The organism is Rheinheimera sp. WS51, assembly GCF_050936095.1.
GTDB lineage: Bacteria > Pseudomonadota > Gammaproteobacteria > Enterobacterales > Alteromonadaceae > Alishewanella.
Map to the genome: position 1 here is coordinate 1 of NZ_JBOTRC010000018.1, position 21,100 is coordinate 21,100.

Sequence of the window (21,100 nt, forward strand, 5' to 3'; positions counted from 1 at the left end):
TTTCACATTAGGTTTTAGAAAAAGTCTGGCTTGCAATTCACATATTGCTTAGCCATTTCGGTATATTTTTGTTTAATCTTTTCGTATTCGGCAGTCCATTTTGCATTATTGGCGCTAAATTGCTTAATACCCGCGATTTCAACATTAATTTTATCAAGCAACGCTTGGCACTTTTCTCTTTCTAGATTTCGTTGTTGCATGTTCTCCTGTTGCGCCAGACGCTCCTGTTCCCTTTTCTTGATTGCCTGTTGCCGGGTTGCTATTCTTTCCTGCTCGAGTTTGGCTAGTTCAGCTTTTACCTCCTCTAATCTATTAGATGAGATACGCTTATACTTATCCTTTCCAACGATTAAAGTATCGCTTTCTGACAACACTAAAAAAATGTTGCTCAGACCGTTGTTGAAGCTCAGTTGACCGTCAACTTTGGCTAGAGCACTAAAATTGTGGCTATTGCTATTATCATGCTTATCCTTCAAAACAGTGGTATTAAGTAGGAAAATGCCATCAGCTTGTTTTATTTCAATAACTTCTTTACGGTTTTCGTCTTGTCTCTCCCAGAGGCCAGGATATGCCTCATAGGGATTTTTCGAGCAAGCTGCTAAAAAAAGTATTACCAGGCCAAATAGTCTGAATTTAATCATGTAACATCCTTTTCAACATAAAAATCAACAAAACATTATATTAACAACTTAGGACATATTGGGAAATAAAAACTTAAAGTTTTGAAGCTGAGTAAGGTGGTGGTTGAGACTACTATAACAGCCGCATTATTAGTGCAGTAATTTATCGCAATACCATTTATTCCATTTGAAAATATACTAACCTAAACAATCTTTAGCAGTTATATAGCTATTATTCTGAGCTGCTCATTAAAAAGCCCCATTCCGGGGCTTTGGTTACCGCTAAACTTTTTTAATTATATTGCCGATCACGATCGTGTGGGGCGTCGAAGTGTTGAGCGGCGCCTATTGGCACTATTTGGGTTGGGTTGATGCTAGTATGGCTGGCGTAGTAATGAATTTTGGTGTATTCCAAATCCACAGTTTCTTTAATGCCAGGCACTTGGTATAGCTCGTTTACATAGTTTCTTAGGTTATGAAACTCGCTAAGTTTTTGTCTATTACATTTAAAATGACCATGATAAACAGCATCGAAGCGAATAAGAGTGGTAAATAAGCGCCAATCGGCTTCTGTAATTTGCTCACCCACTAAATAACGTTGCTTAGATAAGCGCTGCTCTAACCAATCTAAGCTATCGAACAAGGCTAGGTAGGCTTCATTATAAGCACTTTGTGAAGTGGCGAAACCGGCTTTATACACGCCATTATTTACCGTATCGTAAATACGTGCATTCACCTGGTCAATTTCAGCTTGCAGTGCAGCTGGATAATAATCGTCGTTATTGCCGGTTAATTCATTAAAGGCGCTATTAAACATACGAATAATATCAACAGATTCGTTATTCACGATAGTTTGTGTTTTTTTATCCCACAGAATAGGTACAGTCACTCGCCCTTCGTAGCTAGGGTCGGCTTTTAAATACAATTGATAAGCATAATCTAAATGATAGAGAGGATCGCCATCAGCGCCAAATTCCCAGCCCTTATCTAACATCTCAGGCTTTACTACACTATAAGAAATGACATCTTCAAGTTGCTTTAGCTTGCGAAATATCATAGTACGATGAGCCCAAGGGCAAGCTAAAGATATATACAGATGGTAACGCCCCGCTTCTGGCGTAAACTTGCTATTAGCCTCTGCTGAAATTTGATTTTTAAATACACTAGCTTGGCGTACAAACTTACCGTCACTCTTTTTGGTGTCGTACCATTTGTTAACCCATTTACCGTTTACTATTAAGCCCATTACAGCCTCCTTAGCATAGAAAAAGGACCATTCATTGATGGCCCTTTAATAAGTTAAACGTGAATTATTTACTTGTATTTAAAGCATGCTGAATTTGGTTATCTACAGAGAATTTACCGCCACCTTGCACTAATAAAGCAACAGTGATAGCTAATAGTGATAAACCAAACTCATAACCGTTGTTGCTCATAAATAAGCCATTATTAATATGCACCGTAAAGATAGCAACAATCATAGTAATGGCTAGAACAAAACTGGTTGGTCTAGTTAAGAAGCCAATAATTAATAGTAAGCCACCAAAAAACTCTGCACTACCTGCCATTAATGCCATAAAAAAACCTGGCGCTAAGCAACAGATAAACCAGTTTTTAACTGAGCATCAAAACGTAGAGATAGATATTCAAGAACAAGTAATGAGTGGAACTTGGGAGGTGTTAATAGAAGATAAGGTAGATTTAGTTATCGGCGCCCCAGGGCCTGTGCCTAACCAAAAAGGCATAAGGGCCGTTAAATTAACCGAGCTGGCTAGCATCAACAAAACTATGCAACCAAACGAGTTAAGCTGCTATAGAAGCATCATAGTGCATGACTCTGCTAAAAATGAAATTCCCTGGTCGGCTAATATTATCGAAGGCAGCCAGCATTTTTTTGTTAGCTCAGGCGAGCTAGTGATAATAGAACTCACTGAGCCAAGACCAACGGAAGATCTATATCTCGCTTGGAAGCTAACCAATAAAGGCAAGGGTTTAAAACGATTAACCTCGCTATTATTAGATAAAGCAGCTAAGCCTACCTACACTTTGCTTTAGCATAACTATTTCATCTAAGTCATAGCTAAAGCGTATTGTCTTAAATTTTCGCTAAGCGCTAGAGTATCCTGCTACCTAGTTATTTTGATGAGGATACTATGCCAGTTACAGCGTCAGTTGCTGCATATTTTATGTTAGCAATTTTTGTTGGCTTATTGTTCGCGATTTATTTATTTTCCAAACAACACTCGAAACAGAAAAACACCTTATCCAAACGGGTGCTTTTTGGTTTAGTACTAGGCAGCACCTTTGGTTTGCTACTGCAGTTTTTATTTGCCGAGCAACCGCAAGTAATTAACCAAGTTTTAAGCTGGGTTGCTATAGTAGGTAAAGGCTATGTTGGCCTATTAAAAATGCTAATAATGCCGTTGGTGTTTATTTTTATGATTGCAGCTGTGGTTAAGCTAGAGCAGCAAGGATCTTTAGGCAAAATTTCCTTTATCAGCATTTCTATTTTGCTTTTCACCACTGCCCTTTCGGCATTAGTCGCGATTGCGGTGACCTATGGCTTTGATTTAAATATTAACGGCTTAATCGCAGGAACCCCTGAAGCCGCGCAAATAAACACTTTACAAAATAAAGCCGCAAACGTGGCTGACTTATCTGTACCTCAGATGTTGCTAAGTTTTATTCCGCAAAACCCTTTTGCTGATTTAAGCAATCTGCGCTCTAGCTCAATTATAGCGGTGGTTATTTTTGGTGTGCTAGTGGGTATTGCCGCCCGTAAGGTAATGCTAGAACAAGCTGAACTAGCAGAACCTATCCGCAATGGTGTTAATGCCTTACAAGCCATTGTAATGAGTTTAGTTAAAATGGTTATTGCATTAACGCCTTATGGCGTTGCCGGCTTAATGGCCAGCGTTATAGCGCAATCGAGCGGCAGTGATATTGTTAATTTACTCGCCTTTATTGTTGCCTCTTATGTGGCGATATTCTTAATGTTTATTGTTCATGGTGCCTTGCTAAGCTTAGCCGGTGTTAGCCCAACAGATTATTTTAAAAAGATTTGGCCAGTATTAACCTTTGCCTTTAGTTCGCGCAGTTCAGCCGCCACTATACCGCTTAATATAAATGTGCAAGTTAACCAGCTAAAGGTGCCCTCTGCTATTGCGAATTTATCGGCGTCATTTGGTGCCACTATTGGCCAAAACGGCTGTGCCGGCATTTACCCTGCTATGCTAGCTATGATGGTGGCGCCTAGCGTGGGTATTGATCCTATGACATTCGAGTTTATTGCCTCTTTAGTTGGCATAGTGGTTATCAGCTCTTTTGGTATTGCCGGTGTAGGTGGTGGCGCGACTTTTGCCGCTTTAGTGGTGCTGCCTACGATGGGGCTACCCATAGAAATAGTGGCCTTGTTAATATCGATAGAGCCACTTATAGATATGGCCAGAACCGCATTAAACGTATCAGGTGCAATGACATCAGGCGTGATCACCAGCAAGCTAATGCAACCTTCTCAGCAAGAGAAAAGCCTTGAAAGCGCGCTAAAACAACAGCCTCTTTTTGCCAATAAAGATACCTAAGCTGCAAGGGATAACTCACCCTAATAATCAGTCAGCTTCTGCGCTAGGGCCTAAATTAAAACGGTGTTTGGCCTAACACTTTAGGCCCTAGCAAGTAGTAAATACCTTACAGTCCTCATCTAACTGAACAGCAACGGCACTTAATTTGCGAAGCAGTTTAGTTACAGCTCATGACAAATTTATGACAGCAAAGCAAGCGGCCAGTCGGTTACCTACTCATCTACAACAATGTTCACCAACAACTATTTTACGATAAACATAAAATAGTTGTTGATAAAGGCAAAGTTACCAGCTAAATTAATAAGCCTTATCTATTAGTGCATACAAGGACAGAAATGATGAATACAAAATTAAACCTAATATCAGGTATGGCCGCAGTATGCCTAGCTGTTTTATTCCCTATTTACTGGGTTTATGCTGTTACTGGTGTTTTTAGCGAAGATGCTATTGGCTTGATGGCTACCGACTTTAGCACTCTGAATGCGTGGGATCTGCTGTTTGTTATCATAGGTTTGCTTGAGATTGTGGTCTATCTTGGCTTGTACCAGTTATGTCGTGAGCAGCTAAATGGCGGCGCAGCAGCAATACTGATATTAATAATGACAACGATAATTGCTCTGTTTCACAGCACTGTTGTTATTGATGTGCTGCTAGCAACCGGAATAGTGACTACGGCCATAGATAGCTGGATAACTAGCGGCAGCATTATCGGTATTAGTTTACTGGTTTTATACAGCCTTGTTGCTGGCGTCTTTGCCATTTTACTGTTAACCCGCTTTAGTGAGCTAACCACTATTATGAAAGCCTTCGCTATAGGTTTGTTATTAATGTGCTTGTTACAGCTGAGCATTATTTTTGCGGCCAGTAATATTGTGCTTTTTCCTATCTTATTGTTGTTGTTAGCTATCCAGTTTTTTCGCAATGATCATAGCATTGACCTTGTTTAAGTCATGCTAAGTGCAGAATAAAGCGGAGTACGTTGCAAATGTCTATTCGAATTAATCTTGATATAGAGTTAGCTAAAAACAAGATGTCATTAACCGAGCTCTCTATGCAGGTTAATGTATCAATGACTAATTTATCTTTACTTAAAAATGGCAAGGTAAAAGCGATTCGTTTTAGTACGTTATCGGCGATATGCAAAGTATTGAATTGCCAGCCAGGTGATATCTTAGTGTATGAGCCAGAAAGTTAATTACAAAGAAACCAGCCGCTAGCCTGACATTGAAAACAATCTCAAGCTAGCGGCCTTTACTGCTTAATCGGTTTTATTACTAAGCGCCCAGCGCACTATCTCTGTCCAGCTTGGCTCTTTGCCATATAGCTGCATTCCTCGAAGAAATACTCGCCCCGCAACACGACGCATCCACCAAACTGAAGCAAAGAGTAACACTAGGGATAGCAGCGGTTGCCACCAACTGATATCTACCATTGTCATTTTTACAGGCATAGCCGCAAATGAGGTTAAAGGAAAAAAGCTCAATAGCGTCATGGCCCAACCTGCAGGGCTGTCGATAACAAAAAAGGTAAATACCATAGGTAGCCAAGTCAGCATCATCACCGCACTTTTACCGCTGGTATTAGGATCATCAATCGAGGCTGCAATAGCGCCCATAAAGCTTGCACATAGCACGACACCTAATAAAGCAAACGGCAACAACCAAAGTATGACACTGAAATCTAACCAACTTAAATCAAACTTATCTTTAGCAAAAACGCTAATAACAATAGTGCTTACCAACATAATTAAGGCTGACGTCAGCATAGACTTTAAGGCACTAAAGCTATGGCCTAGCACCTTGCCATCCATCCATTGTTGTGGCGTTAATATGGCATAAAGTTGTTCAGTAACCCGCTGCTGCTTTTCAGCCGTTATACTAGTAAGCATATAACCAAATACGGTAGTTAAACCTACAAACAGCAAAATAAGCATACCAATAGCGACCATCTTTTCAGGTGCATCTTTGCCTTTATAAGACTGATCTAAAAATTCGGTTTCAATACTAATTGGTTGCTCTAGTTGTAGCAGTTGCTCGGCTGTAAGCCCTAACTTATTGGCTGTATCTTTACGGTAATGCTGCAACAACACTTGCTCTAACTGACTTAGCCATTTTTTTCCGGTTAAGGTATGAATGCTCACTTTATCTTCTTGCTTTGTCAAAATGGCATGCCAAGAATCATCTGCTTGCATTTGTTCTAACTGAGCAGAAAAATCAATACTCGGCCGCTGAAACTGAAATTGCTCGGTATTTTCTATTGCAAAATCGGCAGGCACGGCTATGCGATACTGCTGACGACTTTCATCAGTAAAATAACTCCATGATGCCACAGCAGCAAAGATACCTAGCATCAACAAATAAGAGGTAAGCTGCTGTTTCCATTTAAAAAATCGCAAGAACTCCCAACGTGCAACAACTAAACTTTGCCGAGAAATCATACTACCCCCTCAGTTCCAGAGTGCTGATACTTAGCCATGGCAGTTAAATACAATTGATGTAAGTCAGTCGTAACCATTTCCACCTGCGTTAATTCAGCAACTTGTAATAACTGCTCTAGGCAGTCAGATACGCCAACCGCTTGGTTTAGGGTTAGCAGCCATTGCTGAGCATTAATAGCGGCAACCTGCTCTACCCCAGATAAGGCTTCTAACTGCTCTTGAGCGACCTTTGTACTAAAGGCGACTTTCATTTGTTTTTGCTCTTGGCTTTGACTTTTAATCTTCTCTAATGTACCGGCTAAAATAACCTGGCCTTGCGCCATTAGCAGCATGTGATCAGCCAGTTTTTCAACTAATGCCATTTGGTGAGCACTTAAAATAACCGTCATACCTCGGGCTTTAAGTTGGCGTAAAAACTCAACCACTTTTTCTTGATTAACTGGATCTAAACCGGAAAAAGGCTCATCTAAAATAACTAATGCAGGCTTGTGCAGCACGGCCGCTATTAATTGCACTTTTTGTTGGTTACCTTTAGACAGCTGCTTTAATTCATCATGGCGCCGATCGGTTAATTCAAACACCTCTAGCCATTGCTCCATCTCGTTAAGCGCTTCAAACTTAGAGATGCCATGTAGCTGCGCTAAATACAGCAGATTTTTTTCAATACTTTTATCCGCATAAAGCCCGCGATCCTCAGGTAAATAACCTAGCAACCGCCGAGGCACATGATCATAATGCTGATCTTGATAGCTAATCATAATGCTGCCACTATCAGGCTTTGTCATACCCACTAACATGCGAATAATAGATGACTTCCCTGCACCATTTGGCCCTAATAATGCAAAAATTTCGCCACTATTAATTTGAAAACTAACTTGCTGCACCGCCTGAACTGTGGCGTAAGCCTTACTAATTGCGGTAACAATTAACTGCATTGATATACCCTATTTATTTACTTATTGTTATCTTATCATTTTTGTAAATTTGCGATATCAATCATTTGCAAGCAAATATAACAGCCGTTATGTTTAGCAAACTAGTTAACCAACTTTTACTATGCTTAAATAGAGTCCTTACAAGGAAAACGTTATGACGATAAATTCTGTTCGCCCTACACGTTGCGCATGGTTAGATTGCACTAAAGCCGATTACGTTAAGTACCATGATGAGGAATGGGCAGTACCGGTTTATGATGATCACACCCTGTTTGAATTTATTATTCTAGAGTCAGCCCAAGCCGGCTTAAACTGGTACACCATATTAAAAAGACGCAATGGCTATAGGCAAGCTTTCGCTAATTTTGATGTGAATCAAGTTGCCCAGTTTGATAACGCTAAAGTTGAACAGCTAATGCAAAACGAAGCAATTATTCGCCACAGAGCAAAAATAAAAGCCGCTATTACTAATGCGCAAGCTTTTATTGCCATTCAACAGCAATTCGGCAGTTTTAGCCAATATATTTGGGATTTTGTTGGTAATAAACCAATAATGAATCAGGTTGATGACACAACAGTAGCCCCTGCGACCTCTGCCCTATCAGATAAAATAAGTGCCGACTTAAAGCAGCGCGGCTTTACCTTTTTTGGCTCTACTATTTGCTATGCTTACTTGCAGGCTTGTGGCTTAATTAATAGCCACAGTAAACAATGTTTTTTACACCCTAGCCATATCAACGAGCGAAGAATTACTTAGCCGTTGTATCGCTAGGTGCACTGCTTTGCAAAATAACATTATAGCGTGGCTCTTTAAGAACAAAGCCGACTTTAAACATCTGTTTATGTACGCTCTTTTGCAATTGTAGCTCGGCACCTGCAGCCTTTGCTGCAGCTAATGCATTGTCATCGGTAAATAAACAGGTTACCCGTAAACTGGCCGGAAAGTTATTAAAGCTAGCGCTATAACTAAGTGATTGAAAACCTGCAATATCAGCTTTTGCTTGCTTTTCAACTATTGCGACAGCTTTTTGTGTGTAACCATCAATTTTTCTGCAAGTCTTTGTTAATTTCATTGTAACGCTATCAACTTTTCAGTCTTATTAATAACCCATTCTACGATGAAAGCTTCACAGAGCAAGAAAATAAAAAAGTATATTTAAGTATAGTTTTACTTTTAACCATACTTTTATACCAAATAGCTCTATATCTGAGCCAAATAGCGGTAACAAACGTATAAAGCAATTATGGTTGAATATAACAATATACAAGCAGCGCTTATACTTTGTTAGCGTCAATCAGCTTTTATTAAACAACTATAGACTGATCTATAGTGCATACAGAATGGTACTCTTAATGACAGTTCTTTATAAAAATTTAAGACTTATTTTAGGCGATCAACTTAATGCTCAGCATTCTTGGTTTAAACAAAAGTGCCCGAATACGCTATACGTTATGGCCGAATTACAGCAAGAAACTAACTATGTAGTACATCACGTGCAGAAAATATGTGCGTTTTTTGCAGCCATGTCTCACTTTGCAACAGCACTTAATGCAGCTGGGCATAAGGTTTTATATTTAACCTTAGATGACACTAAAGCTTATTCAGACTTACCTCACCTATTAGGTCATTTATTTACAACTTATAAAATTGAAAAGTTTGAATACCAGTTACCCGATGAATACAGACTGCGCAAACAACTTAACGAATTTTGTCAACGCAATACTATTGCTAACTTAAGTTGTAGTTCTGAGCATTTTTATTTAACTGAGCAGGATTTAGCCAAACAATTTGTGCCTGGTAAGCGCCATACCATGGAAGCTTTTTATAGAAAAATGCGCATTAAATTTAATATTTTAATAGCTGACAATACACCTGAAGGTGGCCAATGGAATTATGATGCCAATAATAGAAATAAATTAAAAAATTGTGATATAGCTAATATTCCTGAACCCTTATTATTTGCAAATGATGTTAGCGATATAATTGCCAGATTAAACCAGCATAATATTAAAACCCTGGGCAAGACCGATAGCCAATTGCTTTGGCCTATTAACCGCCAACAAGCAAAACAGCTGCTCGATTTTTTTTGCCGCTATTGCTTAGCGCAGTTTGGTCAATTTCAAGATGCCATGACCGCTCAACAGGATATTTTGACCCAAGATAAACAATGGAGCTTATATCACTCTAGGCTGTCTTTTGCACTTAACAGCAAAATGCTAAGCCCGCAATTAGTGATAAACACAGCACTAGGTTATTACCAAAAACAGGACAATATTAGTCTTTACCAAATAGAAGGCTTTATACGGCAAATACTTGGTTGGCGTGAATTTGTACGAGGAGTTTATTGGGCCAACATGCCTAATTACGCAACACTTAATACATTAGCAGCCACGCGAGAATTGCCAAGTTGGTTTTGGACTGCCAATACTAAAATGCGCTGTCTACAGCAGGCAATTTCGCAGTCATTAGATTATGCCTATGCGCATCATATTCAACGTTTAATGGTTACAGGTAACTTTTGCTTACTTACCGGCATACACCCTGATCAAGTAGATAAATGGTATTTAGGTATTTATATAGACGCCATTGAATGGGTAGAATTACCGAACACTCGCGGCATGAGTCAATTCGCCGACGGTGGCATTGTGGGGTCTAAAGCTTATGCTGCAAGCGGTAACTATATTAAAAAAATGAGCGACTATTGTGTTAATTGCCATTATAAAGTAGCCAAAATAACTGAAAGCGATGCTTGCCCACTAAATGCCCTATACTGGAACTTCATGCAAAAACATCAAACAGATTTTAATTCAAACCCCAGAAACAGTATGGTTTATGCTAACTGGAACAAGAAAACAGCACAGCAACAACAAGCAATACTTGACCATGCTGAAAATAGCATAAAGAATATTGAGCAACTTTAACTTGCTAATAAATCAATTTCTTTATTTGAATAATTTGTAATTAATTCAAGCTGATCTGATACTTGTCTTGCTAGTTTATAGCTGCTAGTCTTATTTTGCATAGAATATAATAGGCCATATATTATGGAATCAAAATTAAATCATTTCGATAGAATTATTTGCGCTAATTGTGCTGACACTCCAGCATTAGGTTTTGATTTTACCATGGCTTTTCAACCCATTATTAATTGTAAAACTAAAACTATATACGGTTATGAAGCTTTAGTGCGCGGTTTAAATAATGAATCTGCCTATTCTATTATTTCTAAAGTAAATAATGATAATCGTTATGTCTTCGATCAACTGTGCCGTGTTAAAGCCATTGAGTTAGCCGCAAAGTTAGACATTCGCTCGATGCTTAGTATCAACTTTTTGCCCAATGCTATTTATAAGCCAGAACGCTGTATTCGCACAACCTTAGAAGCGGCTAGACAATATCAATTTCCCCCAGAAAGAATAATGTTTGAATTTACTGAGGTAGAAAAGGTTGAAGACAGTAATCACATAAAAGATGTTGTTGAGTATTACCAATCTGTTGGTTTTAAAACAGCAACGGATGATTTTGGCTCGGGGTTTTCAGGCCTGAATTTATTAGCTGATTTTCAAACCGATATTATTAAGCTAGATATGGAGCTTATTCGTCACATTGGTACTAATAAAGTACGTCAAGTTATAGTTAAGCATTGTCTTGATATGTTTCGTGACTTAAATATTACGGCACTTGCTGAGGGAATAGAAACAGCTGAAGAGTTTGCATGGCTGCAAGCTGCAGGGGTTGAGCTAATGCAGGGTTATTACTTTGCTAAACCAGGCTTTCAATGTTTGCCAGAAGTTGATTTTGCTGCGTTTTAATCTGCCAAGATATTAGTGGCAACGTTTTTGTTACCACTTTATTTAAATATAAGCCCAATTTATAAGTTAATAATGTCACCTTTAGCAGGAATTTTAGCTGTTATTCCTAACCGTTGCAGTTTACACTGCAACGCTTGTTGTGCTTCTATTTCACCATGCACCAAATAAAACTGTGGTTGACCACCAATGGCTTTTGCCCATTCTAGTAACTCTTTTTGTCCAGCGTGTGCAGAGAAACCACCTAGAGTATTAATTTGTGCTTTGACTACAATATCTTGGCCAAATAACTTGATATGTTTTTCACCATCAATTAATCGCCTTCCTAAAGTACCTTTTACTTGAAACCCAACAAAAATAAGGTGGTTAGCGTTTTTCCATAAGTTATGCTTTAAGTGATGCACAATACGGCCACCATTACACATGCCACTACCTAAACTAAAATACCCAGTAAGGCGATTAACATGGCTAGGCCACCGTCATTTTTTAGCTCTTCCCCCACGCTGGGCCCTACAAATTCAATCCGGCGCATTTCAACGCTTGCCGTATTATCAGCATTAAGAGCGGTTAAAATGGCTTGGCCAACTTCGGCTTGGTCTTTATCTAGCTGCAGTGGAATACGAATTAATACATCACGGCTAGTACCAAACAGCTGAACAACCGCATCATTATAGCCAGCTTGGCTTAATGTTTGTCGCACTTGCGCCAAGTCAGCTGGCTGCTGAAAACTCACTTCAATAACAGAGCCACCGGCAAAGTCTAGGCCACAATTAATACCACCGATAGCGATACCGCTAGGTTTTTATAACGCATAAAATTTAATGGTTGAGAAAAGTTAAACACTTGCATAACACCACCTCGCCAGCGCTTAGCGCGTTGCTAAGTCTGAACGTTATTTTTTTATTCAAAATCGCGCTACAGCACAGCCAAAACGCGCAGAAGTTATTAAGGCTATTTGCCGCTAATAAAATATTTTTAAATTACAAAATAAAGGCCGTTAAAGGTGGAGCTCGGGCTTGCTGTGGTTAGAACAATATAAGTTGATAATCTTGCGCCAGCATAGCGCTAACGGAATTAACAACGAGTGTAGGAATAACTATAGGCTGGCTAATGAACCCAGTCGGTGGCTTATCATCCTGCTGGTTAACCTGTTCACAATGAGAAAAATACGCGTTAGATATTAAGGCTTGCAGCTGATTGTCTGCTAAAGGTGCAATGCGCAAATCTTGCACGGCAAAAGCTTGCGGCGTACACAATAGGCACAAATAACACACTAGAGCAAAACAACTAAACCAGCGCATACTTTCTCGAATTGTTAGGTAAAAATAGTGGAAGGGAAGGCAGAGCATAAACCTAATATAGTAAATGCTCTGCTTTGCTATTCTATTTGACTATATCCATTTCAGCAAGCAGGTTATCTGCACCGTCAACATATTGCATTAACCACAATACATAACGAATATCGACATGAATAGCACGAGTGATCTCAGGGTTAAAATACCAGTCTTTGGTAATAGATTCATAGGTAGAATCGAAGTTTAAACCGACTAACTCGCCTTTACCATTCATTACCGCCGAGCCAGAATTACCACCCGTTGTATCAGCACTGGTTAAAAAGTTAACCGGTACCGAATTAAATGCGCGTACTTTAGGTTTAGGGCAATCAAATAAGCGACAAGGCCAAGACGGCTTAGTATCAGCCGCTAAGTCTTGATAAAAATAGCCCTTAGTTTGCCCAGCTTGGTAAGCATCCATCAATGACTGAGGCGCATTAAAAGGTTCAACTCCAGTGTGTTTAGCAATAAGGCCCTTTACCGAGGTGAAAGGCGTTTTATACACACCGTCTTTAGCGGGATAACCATCAACAGAGCCATAAGTAATACGCAAGGTTCTATTCGCGTCTGGGTATACAGGCTTACCTAAGGTTTTATTATAAGCAATAATCGCTTGCATATAAGCAGGGCGTACCGCTAACAACTGGCCTCTTAGCTCTTTTTCTTGTTTTTCTAGTGCCTTATTTTTATCAGCAATAGCCACCGCAATACGAATAAAAGGATCATCACTCGCAACAAAGTCTGCAGGTGCCTTACCTATCCATTGCTCACGACCAACCGTACTGGTTAGTTCACTGCTTGGGTACAGCTTAACTAATTTAGCGCTAATTTCAGCTTGGCTCATGCCCGCTTTAAGATTTAAGGCAGCATCTAGCTCTGGCACTCGGACGGCATCAGGCTGGGCTAAATATTCAGCAAGTTGTTCAGACCAAATAGCCAAATCCATTTTTGCAGCAAAGCTTCTTTCCATTCTCGCTAAACGAGATTTAATCATAGCTAAATCACGTTGCTGGTAACCCATATCGCGCTCTGCATCTGGCTTTTGACTTTCTTGAGCTAAGCGATACAACAAGATAGCCGCTTTTAATAAATCACTGCGTTTAGCCGTTTCAAAATAATAGGTTTGCTGAGTAAAGGCATGCTGAGCCGCAATAACACTTTGTAGCGAATTAATGCTTTCTTTATACTGATTACGGCTACTGTCTGCGTTAATCCAATCTAATAAGGCCTGTTCATTATTGGCTTTAATGCTATGAATATCAGTTACCTTAAAGCCATCTAATAAACCCTGCAGCTTTTTCATCCGGTTATCATAGCTTTTAACCGTTGCGGCATATTTAACCTCTAAGTCAGGATCTTGCTCACTTAAACGCTCAATAGTACTAATAATTTGCTGATAGGTTTTTACTAAAGCAGGATATTGCCACTTAGCTGCGAACTCAATTTCATTTGCTAACCTATAGCGGCTAGTGCTACCAGGATAGCCTGCTAACAAAATGCCATCGCCTTGGCGCACACCACTGGCATTTACTTTTAAATAATTTTTACTTTGATAAGGCACATTATCAACAGAATAAGGTGCTGGCTTACCTTCTTTATTTACATAAGCACGTAAAAAAGTATAGTCGCCGGTGTGACGTGGGTATTCAAAATTATCAATACTGCCACCAAAGTTACCTATGGCTTGCGATGGTGCATAAACTAAACGTACATCTTGCAACATTAGCTGTTTAATTTGAAAAAACTCTAAACCATGATGAAAACTCACTACAGAGCAACGATAGTTAGGATCTGCCTCACAACTTTTAATTAAGGCTTTTCTATTCGCTTCAATAGCCTGATAGCGGGCTTCGCCTGAAATGTCATCTGCTAAATCACCAATAACCTCTGCCGTCACATCTGTAACCGACTCAGTAATATATAAACGTTCCTGCGGCCCTGCCGGTAACTCATCAGCCTGTGTTTTAGCCAAAAAACCGCTACTAATTAGATTATTGTCTTTGCTAGAGTTATTCTGAATAGCGTTATAAGCACAATGATGGTTAGTTACCACTAAACCTTGAGGCGAAACAAAGGACGCAGAACAATAGCCTAAACCGACAATCGCATTCATTGGATATTGGCTTAAATCGGCTAATTGCTTACCCGAAATAGAAATACCTTTCTCCGTAAGCTGTTGTTGTAATTCAGGCATTTGATGCGGCTGCCACTGGCCTTCATCGGCCTTAATACTAAAGCTGAGGCTTAACGCAACAGCACTTAATAGGTAAATAGCTTTCATACTTTTCTCAACTGGTTATTTTTACTTAACAATCTAAATTTATCGCAATAGATATAAATGTTTATCTGGATTATCCATGTTCAAGCCTCAGGTGCAAACGGCTATCGGCTTAGTGTAATAAATTTAAGTTGAATAACTTGCTATGTCTTATAAGGCAATAAAAAAGCAGAGCACTAGGCTCTGCTTTTTAGATGGTTTTACTTTGCGATTAACTTAGCTATTAATCACGCTTACGACGTAATAACAACAAGGGTAAAGCTAATAAACTAAACCAGCCAAAAGTACCGCTTGATGTTTTGTTAACCGTTACAGTTACTGTTGATGTTCCAGTCATACCAGAAGAGTCCGTTGCGCTAATTACCATTCTATGTTCTTTAATATCCGCCTCAACAGGCATACGCGTTGACACTACAACATATGCATAATATAGCGAGCGGCTGCCTATGTTTATAATTTATTTATATTAAAAATCTATTTACAAGGTCACTGACAGCAGGCTTAATAAGCGACGCAACTCCTAGTTTAATATATGGAACAAAGCTGGTTATAAAAATGAAGCAAGGAGAGAAACAATGATTAAAAAATATTATTAGGCTTTATATTGCTAATAGTCATGTCAACAGCAGCATTTGCCGCAGACTTTACGGTAAAGATAACTAACAAAACAGGCTATATCATTGCCTTTATGTACGTTAGCCCAGACAAAGTAAAATCATGGCAAGAAGATGTTTTACAGAATGAAATAATGGAACACGGTGAAACTTACGAAATTAATTTAAACGGCTATAACAGCCCTATTTTTGACATTAAGCTAGTTGATGAAGAAGGCGACACCTACACCTTTTATGATTTCAACGTAAAAACCTACGATCTTGTTGTAACAATTGACAATATAGATCAAGACTAATCTCCACTTAATATGAGGGCAGCGCATATTAATAAATATGTAAACAAAATAATATGCACTACTTAGCTTTTCAATCGCTATCCTTACTACTTTGTCGCAGTTGTTCTAAATAAGTGTATAAATGCTCGGTAAAAAAGCCGTGCATTAAAAAGCGCTGACCTAAGTTCCATGGTCCAACTAAATAATGAGGGTATTTGTTATAAGCCATTTCGGTTAAATTAGGAGCCCCCACCAAATCGCCAATACGCCTAGCAATAGACTGATCTAAATTAAAACCATTAATGGCATCACGATATTCTTCTCGAGTTAACAGCAAGCAGAATAAACACATAAATAACGCGTGGGCACTTTCAAAATCAAGCCACTGACTGCGCTTTTCAGTAAACTGAAACTCTGCCATATCTATAGGCTGCCAATGCTGCCAATTAAGCTTAGCTTTAGCTAATGGTTTAGCCGGATGATGCCAAGGCCCTAGCTCTGCGAACAATCGAAATAGCTCTTGATCATGGTCGACAAAACTTGCCTGTTGCATTTGAGCGATACTTTTAGGATATAGCTGCACGGGTTTAAAGTTAGCATCAGGGCTATTAGCCGCTAAAAAGTTAAGAATATTTGATTCCGTCGCATAATGACGCAATATCAGCAGGTTAGCTTCACGACTAACAAAATGGGTGCAAAACCAGCAAATAAGCTTTTGTAAACTAACATGAGCACTAAATTGCGGTAACGGCAGTCGCTTAAAAAACCAAATAATGTGCAGTAATACAGCAAAGATAAACTGCAACAATGGCCGAATGCCCCAGCGTAGGGGATTTTGTAAGTCTTTTAACCATAAATCTAACGCCGACTGCTCTATTGGCAACGAATTGTCTTGAGCAATCGCCTTTAAATAAGCACTAGCCTTACTAGAGTTAGCGCTTTGCTTGCTAGAATGAGTATTGCCATTGTTAAAATCAGTACTCATTGTCTACCTCTTCTAATTGCAGGCAATACAACCGAGCGGTAACGCGCGCCGTGCGCACTATGGTACTAAGCTGATCTGGGCTTTGGCATAAACGGTCAATTAACTGATACAGCTTTTGCATATGGTCATCATCATTAGCGCCGTGATAGCGCATAAACCGAGTAAAGCTGCCATCGCTCTTAGTACTTTTATCAATTTGCTCGGCCCAGCTTGAGGCCATTTTTTGGCCTAAACCTTCAATAATCCACATAGCGCCTATTAAGTCTGCTGGGTTTGTTTGGCTGGCGCGATACATTAAAAAACCATGCAAAGCTTCAGTGCCCACATTCCTGCTAGCTTGCTGAATAGCGGTTAACTCGCCCCCTGCGGCAACGAAGTCTTGCTCTAGCATTTCATAATCACGGTGCTCTTCACGGGCATGGCCAATAATAACAGAGCGTACATCACTATAATCACGGTCGAAACTAGAGGCACAACGGCTGATCCAGCGCGACCCTTCAATAACTTGCTGGCGCCAGTTAAGCAGTAACTGGCGGTAATCGGCTTGGCTAAATTGGCCACGCTCTAAACGTTGAATTAATGGCACTCGGCCTAACTGACGCTCAAACTCAAACCAGGTTCTCATTAAGGCTTGCAAGCACTGCTGGCCTTGCGGCGTTAAAATATGTTCAGATGTATTTTCAGACATTAAATTGTTTCCTTGGCATCAAAGAGTGTAACTAAGCTTCAACCACAGTTAACTGCATATACGCATTATTAAAACGGCCACTTTCTGGCACCATACATAAAATAGTGTCACCGGTTTTATAAGATTGGGTGCGCTTAAACTCATCAAGCATAATAAAAATTGAGGCACAACCAGTATTGCCCCGACTGTATAAATTGCTGTACCACTTTTCTTCAGCAATACCGACTCCAGCACGCTGCATCATGTCGAAAATTTTACCGCGAAAGTAATGCGACGAATAATGGCATAATACATGGTCTACTTTCTCGGGCTGCACTCGGCTTTCAGCGATAAGACGCAAATAACCATCAACACCTAACTTAACAATGTTTTCTAATAACCTAACGTCTTGGCGAATAAGTAAGGCGCCAGCAGCTTCTGCCTCAGCGTAAGTGGGGTAATCTTGCCAGCTTCTATCGCCATTTTGCTCGCTAGGGAAGCCGACGCTCATACATACCGGATAAGCATCGGCATGTGAAAAACTGCGGATCCAATCGATACGAAAACACTGGCCACGCGGCTGTTGCTCTAACAATAAAGCGCCGGCACCATCTGATAACATCCAGCGTAAAAATTCAGCATTAAAGTCTATTGTCGCGCCAGCTGCTTCATAACGGCTGGCTTTAAATAAACGCGAAGTTAGCTCACTGGCAACCACTAAGGCATTGTTTTGCTCACCGGCTTTTATATTAATGTAAGCTGTTTTTAGTGCCATCATGCTGCTAGAGCAAATACCATGGCTGCTATGTAACTCTATATCACTTAAGCCTAATTCGGCTTGCACCATAGAGCCAAAGCCCGGCAACACAATATCACCTTGGCTAGTGGCCGCACTTAGCATCTTTACTTGCTTTTTGCTTAAAAAGCTATCGTGTAAACACTGTTCAGCCGCCTGTGCAGCCATAGCACTATTAGTTATTAGCGTATTATGATTAGCATCTATTGCATAATGCCGAGTATGAATACCGTTAGACTGCAAAATACGTCGTTTTAACCGGCTAGCCTTACCATTCACTAAGCCTAATAAAGGCTCTATTTGCTCGTTGTTAATTGGCGGCCCAGGCAAATGCCGGCCACTACTGGTAATAAACACACTCATGCTGTACTCGTCTTATTCTTTAATGCCACTACTAAGCAGCGTAAGTTTTCTTCCATATAAGGCAACACACATACCACGGCCATAAAACCAAGATAATAAGGCAAATAACCGTCACCGCCATGCGCATAAGGCATGCGGTTTAAACTAAACTCGCCCTGCCAATTAAAGGTAATCAGCTTTATAAACACCTGATAATTAATAACAATAATTAACAGCAGCATATATAACGGCAAGGTAGCTAAATAATTGTGGGCATGCATTTCCCAAACACTAATATGCCGTTTAGGCGCAGCATAATGCACGTCATAATGGGCAACCGCCTCATGCGCCAGCCAAGCCGCGATGCAAATTAATAAAATAAGCACATTCACTTTAAACAACAGGCACAACAAAATAGGCACAGCCATTTGTATGCCCATTAATGAATGCACTAATGATTCTTTTAAGCCAGAGGTATGTTCAATACGAGTAGCGCGATGGCAGCACCAGTCAACAAAACCGGCTATCCCCCATAGCGGTAGATAAACATAAAGCATCAACTGAATAAGTAACTGATTTGTTTGCAACACCTTACTCCTTTTGGTGCAAATACAGCCGCTTACTATACATTAAGGTGAATATTTTGTAACTGAGTTATATAGAACCGCTTGCTAGGCCTTGTAATTCCAGATACTAAGAGTTAAAACTACAGCAAATTGCTATTGGAGAACACTGACATCATGGCCTTTCGTTTATTCTTTATTTGCTTATACCTAATTGTTAGCTTTGGCTGCTCTACCGAGCCTGCAGAATCAGTTAAACCAAGCAACACCGGCGCAGTCGCCTCCCCCGATCAATACGGTGCCCTTGTTGCCGAACAAATTCTGCGCAAAGGCGGCAACGCGGTAGATGCAGCTGTAGCCACCGCTTTTACCCTAGCGGTCACTTATCCCGAAGCGGGTAATATTGGTGGTGGTGGTTTTATGACAATTTGGTTTGACGGCAAGGCCTACTTTTTAGATTACCGCGAAACCGCCCCTGCTGCCGCAGATAAAGATATGTATCTAGATGAGAACAAAGAAGTTATTGCCAACTTAAGCTTAATTGGCGCTAAAGCCAGTGGCGTACCCGGCACAGTAATGGGCTTATGGGAGGCGCACCAGAAATTTGGCAACTTACCTTGGGCCGACTTAATACAGCCTGCCATTGTCTACGCTAAAATGGGCTTTACCGTTGCTGAAAACCAGTTTCAATATCGGGAAGACTTACTGCAGCAATTAGAAGGTAAAACCAACTTTGCGCAGTACTTTAGCGATATGATTGCCAACACAAACTTTAAACAACCCGAGCTTGCCGCTACCTTGCAACGCATAGCACAAGAAGGCCCGAAAGACTTTTACCAAGGTGAAACCGCTAGGTTATTAGTGGCACAAATGCAACGCAGCGGCGGCCTTATCAGCTTAGCCGATTTAGCCTCTTACCAAAGCGTATGGCGCCAGCCTGTTATTACCGACTGGCAAGGCTATCAAGTAGTTACAGCGCCACCGCCTAGCTCGGGCGGTATTGCTTTAAGCCAGTTACTAGGCCTAAAGCAGCGTTTAGCGAGTCATTTTGATGGCGTAGCGTTAAATAGCAGCCAATATGTTCATTTAATCGCAGAAATTGAAAAAAGGGTATTTGCCGACAGAGCCGATTACTTAGGTGATCCTAGCTTTACTGAAGTTCCCCAAGCGCAGTTAGTTGCCCCCAGCTATTTAGACAAACGTGCCAACGAAATAAACCCAAAACACATCTCAGTAACGGCTGATGTTAAACCCGGCTTAGAAGGCTATCACACCACGCACTTTTCTATTTTAGATAAAGACGGCAATGCGGTATCTAATACCTACACCTTAAACCTAGACTTTGGCAGCGGCGTTGTTGTTGAAGGCGCTGGCTTTTTACTGAATAACGAAATGGATGACTTCTCTGCCAAAGCAGGTGTGCCTAATGCCTTTGGCGTGGTAGGCAGTGACGCTAATGCCATAGCCCCAGGTAAGCGTATGTTGTCGTCAATGGCACCGAGTTTACTACTTAAAGACAAACAAATAGAGTTAGTTATTGGCACCCCCGGCGGCTCGACCATTTTCACTTCTATTTTTCAGGTAATTAATAATCTCTATGATTATAAAATGCCCTTAGCCGACGCCGTAGCGGCACCGCGCTTTCATCACCAACTATTACCGAAAGATCAAATCACTATGGAGCCCTATGCTCAGCTACCAAAAGATGTGCAGCAAGCATTAGAAAATAAAGGCTATAAGCTAGTAACCCAAAGTTGGAACCTAGGTGATATTCAAGCGATTAAAGTCTCTAAAGATAAAGTAGAAGCCGTAGCTGATCCGCGCTCAAGAGGCAAAGCAATAGTGTTTAGCTACTAGGTAAAT

Annotated in this window: 24 protein-coding genes; 9 read left to right on the plus strand and 15 right to left on the minus strand. The window is 40.3% G+C overall.

Features of this window, described 5'->3' with window-relative positions:
- Window positions 1–14 precede the first annotated feature (14 nt).
- The 3 genes from ACRCA4_RS13910 to ACRCA4_RS13920 all read right to left on the minus strand — a co-directional run bounded on the left by ACRCA4_RS13910 (window position 15) and on the right by ACRCA4_RS13920 (window position 2,224).
- Window positions 15–641: a hypothetical protein gene (locus ACRCA4_RS13910; protein WP_433189851.1), complete on the minus strand. Its 627-nt coding sequence runs from the start codon at window positions 639–641 to the stop codon at window positions 15–17.
- Window positions 642–912: 271 nt separating this feature from the next.
- Window positions 913–1,866: a glutathione S-transferase family protein gene (locus tag ACRCA4_RS13915; RefSeq protein ID WP_433189854.1), complete on the minus strand. Its 954-nt coding sequence runs from the start codon at window positions 1,864–1,866 to the stop codon at window positions 913–915.
- Window positions 1,867–1,930: 64 nt separating this feature from the next.
- A complete protein-coding gene (locus ACRCA4_RS13920; protein WP_433189927.1) occupies window positions 1,931–2,224 on the minus strand; it encodes a DoxX family protein in 294 nt (97 codons plus the stop codon).
- A gap of 55 nt (window positions 2,225–2,279) precedes the next feature.
- Here ACRCA4_RS13920 and ACRCA4_RS13925 point away from each other — a divergent pair, with 55 nt between their 5' ends.
- The 4 genes from ACRCA4_RS13925 to ACRCA4_RS13940 all read left to right on the plus strand — a co-directional run bounded on the left by ACRCA4_RS13925 (window position 2,280) and on the right by ACRCA4_RS13940 (window position 5,396).
- A complete protein-coding gene (locus ACRCA4_RS13925) occupies window positions 2,280–2,675 on the plus strand; it encodes a hypothetical protein (protein WP_433189857.1) in 396 nt (131 codons plus the stop codon).
- A 98-nt stretch (window positions 2,676–2,773) separates the two neighbouring features.
- On the plus strand, window positions 2,774–4,201 hold the full coding sequence (locus ACRCA4_RS13930; protein ID WP_433189860.1) for an L-cystine transporter: 1,428 nt from the start codon (window positions 2,774–2,776) through the stop codon (window positions 4,199–4,201).
- Between the two features lie 335 nt (window positions 4,202–4,536).
- Entirely contained in the window at window positions 4,537–5,148 is a 612-nt protein-coding gene (locus ACRCA4_RS13935; RefSeq protein WP_433189862.1) for a hypothetical protein, read from the plus strand.
- 38 nt (window positions 5,149–5,186) lie between these two features.
- Complete coding sequence (locus tag ACRCA4_RS13940; RefSeq protein WP_313908178.1) at window positions 5,187–5,396, plus strand: helix-turn-helix domain-containing protein; 210 nt, start codon at window positions 5,187–5,189, stop codon at window positions 5,394–5,396.
- Between the two features lie 63 nt (window positions 5,397–5,459).
- On the opposite strand, the gene ACRCA4_RS13945 is transcribed toward ACRCA4_RS13940, so the two are convergent.
- Complete coding sequence (locus ACRCA4_RS13945) at window positions 5,460–6,638, minus strand: ABC transporter permease (protein WP_433189865.1); 1,179 nt, start codon at window positions 6,636–6,638, stop codon at window positions 5,460–5,462.
- Window positions 6,635–7,573, minus strand: coding sequence for an ABC transporter ATP-binding protein (locus ACRCA4_RS13950; RefSeq protein ID WP_433189868.1), 939 nt, complete (start codon window positions 7,571–7,573; stop codon window positions 6,635–6,637). The genes ACRCA4_RS13945 and ACRCA4_RS13950 overlap by 4 nt, the downstream gene beginning before the upstream one ends.
- Before the next feature lie 154 nt (window positions 7,574–7,727).
- On the opposite strand from ACRCA4_RS13950, the gene ACRCA4_RS13955 reads away from it, so the two are divergent.
- Complete coding sequence (locus ACRCA4_RS13955) at window positions 7,728–8,330, plus strand: DNA-3-methyladenine glycosylase I (protein WP_433189871.1); 603 nt, start codon at window positions 7,728–7,730, stop codon at window positions 8,328–8,330.
- On the opposite strand, the gene ACRCA4_RS13960 is transcribed toward ACRCA4_RS13955, so the two are convergent.
- Window positions 8,323–8,646, minus strand: coding sequence for a hypothetical protein (locus ACRCA4_RS13960; RefSeq protein WP_433189874.1), 324 nt, complete (start codon window positions 8,644–8,646; stop codon window positions 8,323–8,325). The genes ACRCA4_RS13955 and ACRCA4_RS13960 overlap by 8 nt on opposite strands.
- A 280-nt stretch (window positions 8,647–8,926) precedes the next feature.
- Here ACRCA4_RS13960 and ACRCA4_RS13965 point away from each other — a divergent pair, with 280 nt between their 5' ends.
- Complete coding sequence (locus ACRCA4_RS13965) at window positions 8,927–10,495, plus strand: cryptochrome/photolyase family protein (protein WP_433189877.1); 1,569 nt, start codon at window positions 8,927–8,929, stop codon at window positions 10,493–10,495.
- 123 nt (window positions 10,496–10,618) lie between these two features.
- Window positions 10,619–11,386 (plus strand): EAL domain-containing protein, encoded by a 768-nt coding sequence (locus ACRCA4_RS13970; protein ID WP_433189880.1) that lies wholly within the window; start codon window positions 10,619–10,621, stop codon window positions 11,384–11,386.
- A gap of 59 nt (window positions 11,387–11,445) precedes the next feature.
- Here ACRCA4_RS13970 and ACRCA4_RS13975 read toward each other — a convergent pair whose 3' ends face one another.
- The 5 genes from ACRCA4_RS13975 to ACRCA4_RS13995 form a co-directional block, all read right to left on the minus strand.
- Window positions 11,446–11,808: an MBL fold metallo-hydrolase RNA specificity domain-containing protein gene (locus tag ACRCA4_RS13975; RefSeq protein ID WP_433189883.1), complete on the minus strand. Its 363-nt coding sequence runs from the start codon at window positions 11,806–11,808 to the stop codon at window positions 11,446–11,448.
- Window positions 11,809–11,816: 8 nt separating this feature from the next.
- Window positions 11,817–12,116, minus strand: a complete 300-nt coding sequence (locus tag ACRCA4_RS13980) for a hypothetical protein (RefSeq protein ID WP_433189886.1) — start codon at window positions 12,114–12,116, stop codon at window positions 11,817–11,819.
- Between the two features lie 292 nt (window positions 12,117–12,408).
- Complete coding sequence (locus ACRCA4_RS13985; protein WP_433189888.1) at window positions 12,409–12,684, minus strand: hypothetical protein; 276 nt, start codon at window positions 12,682–12,684, stop codon at window positions 12,409–12,411.
- 82 nt (window positions 12,685–12,766) lie between these two features.
- Window positions 12,767–14,998 carry a S46 family peptidase gene (locus tag ACRCA4_RS13990; protein ID WP_433189891.1) on the minus strand — a complete coding sequence of 744 codons (2,232 nt, stop codon included), beginning with the start codon at window positions 14,996–14,998 and terminating at the stop codon, window positions 12,767–12,769.
- Window positions 14,999–15,218: 220 nt separating this feature from the next.
- Window positions 15,219–15,407 carry a GlyGly-CTERM sorting domain-containing protein gene (locus ACRCA4_RS13995; RefSeq protein WP_433189894.1) on the minus strand — a complete coding sequence of 63 codons (189 nt, stop codon included), beginning with the start codon at window positions 15,405–15,407 and terminating at the stop codon, window positions 15,219–15,221.
- Between the two features lie 204 nt (window positions 15,408–15,611).
- On the opposite strand from ACRCA4_RS13995, the gene ACRCA4_RS14000 reads away from it, so the two are divergent.
- Complete coding sequence (locus ACRCA4_RS14000; RefSeq protein ID WP_433189897.1) at window positions 15,612–15,905, plus strand: hypothetical protein; 294 nt, start codon at window positions 15,612–15,614, stop codon at window positions 15,903–15,905.
- A gap of 70 nt (window positions 15,906–15,975) precedes the next feature.
- On the opposite strand, the gene ACRCA4_RS14005 is transcribed toward ACRCA4_RS14000, so the two are convergent.
- Genes ACRCA4_RS14005 through ACRCA4_RS14020 form a run of 4 tightly spaced genes read right to left on the minus strand, consistent with a single transcriptional unit; the run spans window position 15,976 to window position 19,264 of the window.
- Complete coding sequence (locus tag ACRCA4_RS14005; RefSeq protein ID WP_433189900.1) at window positions 15,976–16,869, minus strand: DUF6999 family protein; 894 nt, start codon at window positions 16,867–16,869, stop codon at window positions 15,976–15,978.
- The gene (locus tag ACRCA4_RS14010) at window positions 16,859–17,557 is read right to left on the minus strand and encodes an iron-containing redox enzyme family protein (protein WP_433189903.1); all 699 of its coding nucleotides are present in this window, start codon (window positions 17,555–17,557) and stop codon (window positions 16,859–16,861) included. Before ACRCA4_RS14010 ends, ACRCA4_RS14005 begins: the two co-directional genes overlap by 11 nt.
- A 31-nt stretch (window positions 17,558–17,588) precedes the next feature.
- A complete protein-coding gene (locus ACRCA4_RS14015) occupies window positions 17,589–18,695 on the minus strand; it encodes a beta-ketoacyl-ACP synthase III (RefSeq protein ID WP_433189906.1) in 1,107 nt (368 codons plus the stop codon).
- On the minus strand, window positions 18,692–19,264 hold the full coding sequence (locus ACRCA4_RS14020; protein WP_313908158.1) for a diguanylate cyclase: 573 nt from the start codon (window positions 19,262–19,264) through the stop codon (window positions 18,692–18,694). The genes ACRCA4_RS14015 and ACRCA4_RS14020 overlap by 4 nt, the downstream gene beginning before the upstream one ends.
- Before the next feature lie 150 nt (window positions 19,265–19,414).
- On the opposite strand from ACRCA4_RS14020, the gene ggt reads away from it, so the two are divergent.
- Window positions 19,415–21,094 (plus strand): gamma-glutamyltransferase, encoded by a 1,680-nt coding sequence (ggt, locus tag ACRCA4_RS14025; protein ID WP_433189909.1) that lies wholly within the window; start codon window positions 19,415–19,417, stop codon window positions 21,092–21,094.
- Window positions 21,095–21,100: the final 6 nt, after the last annotated feature.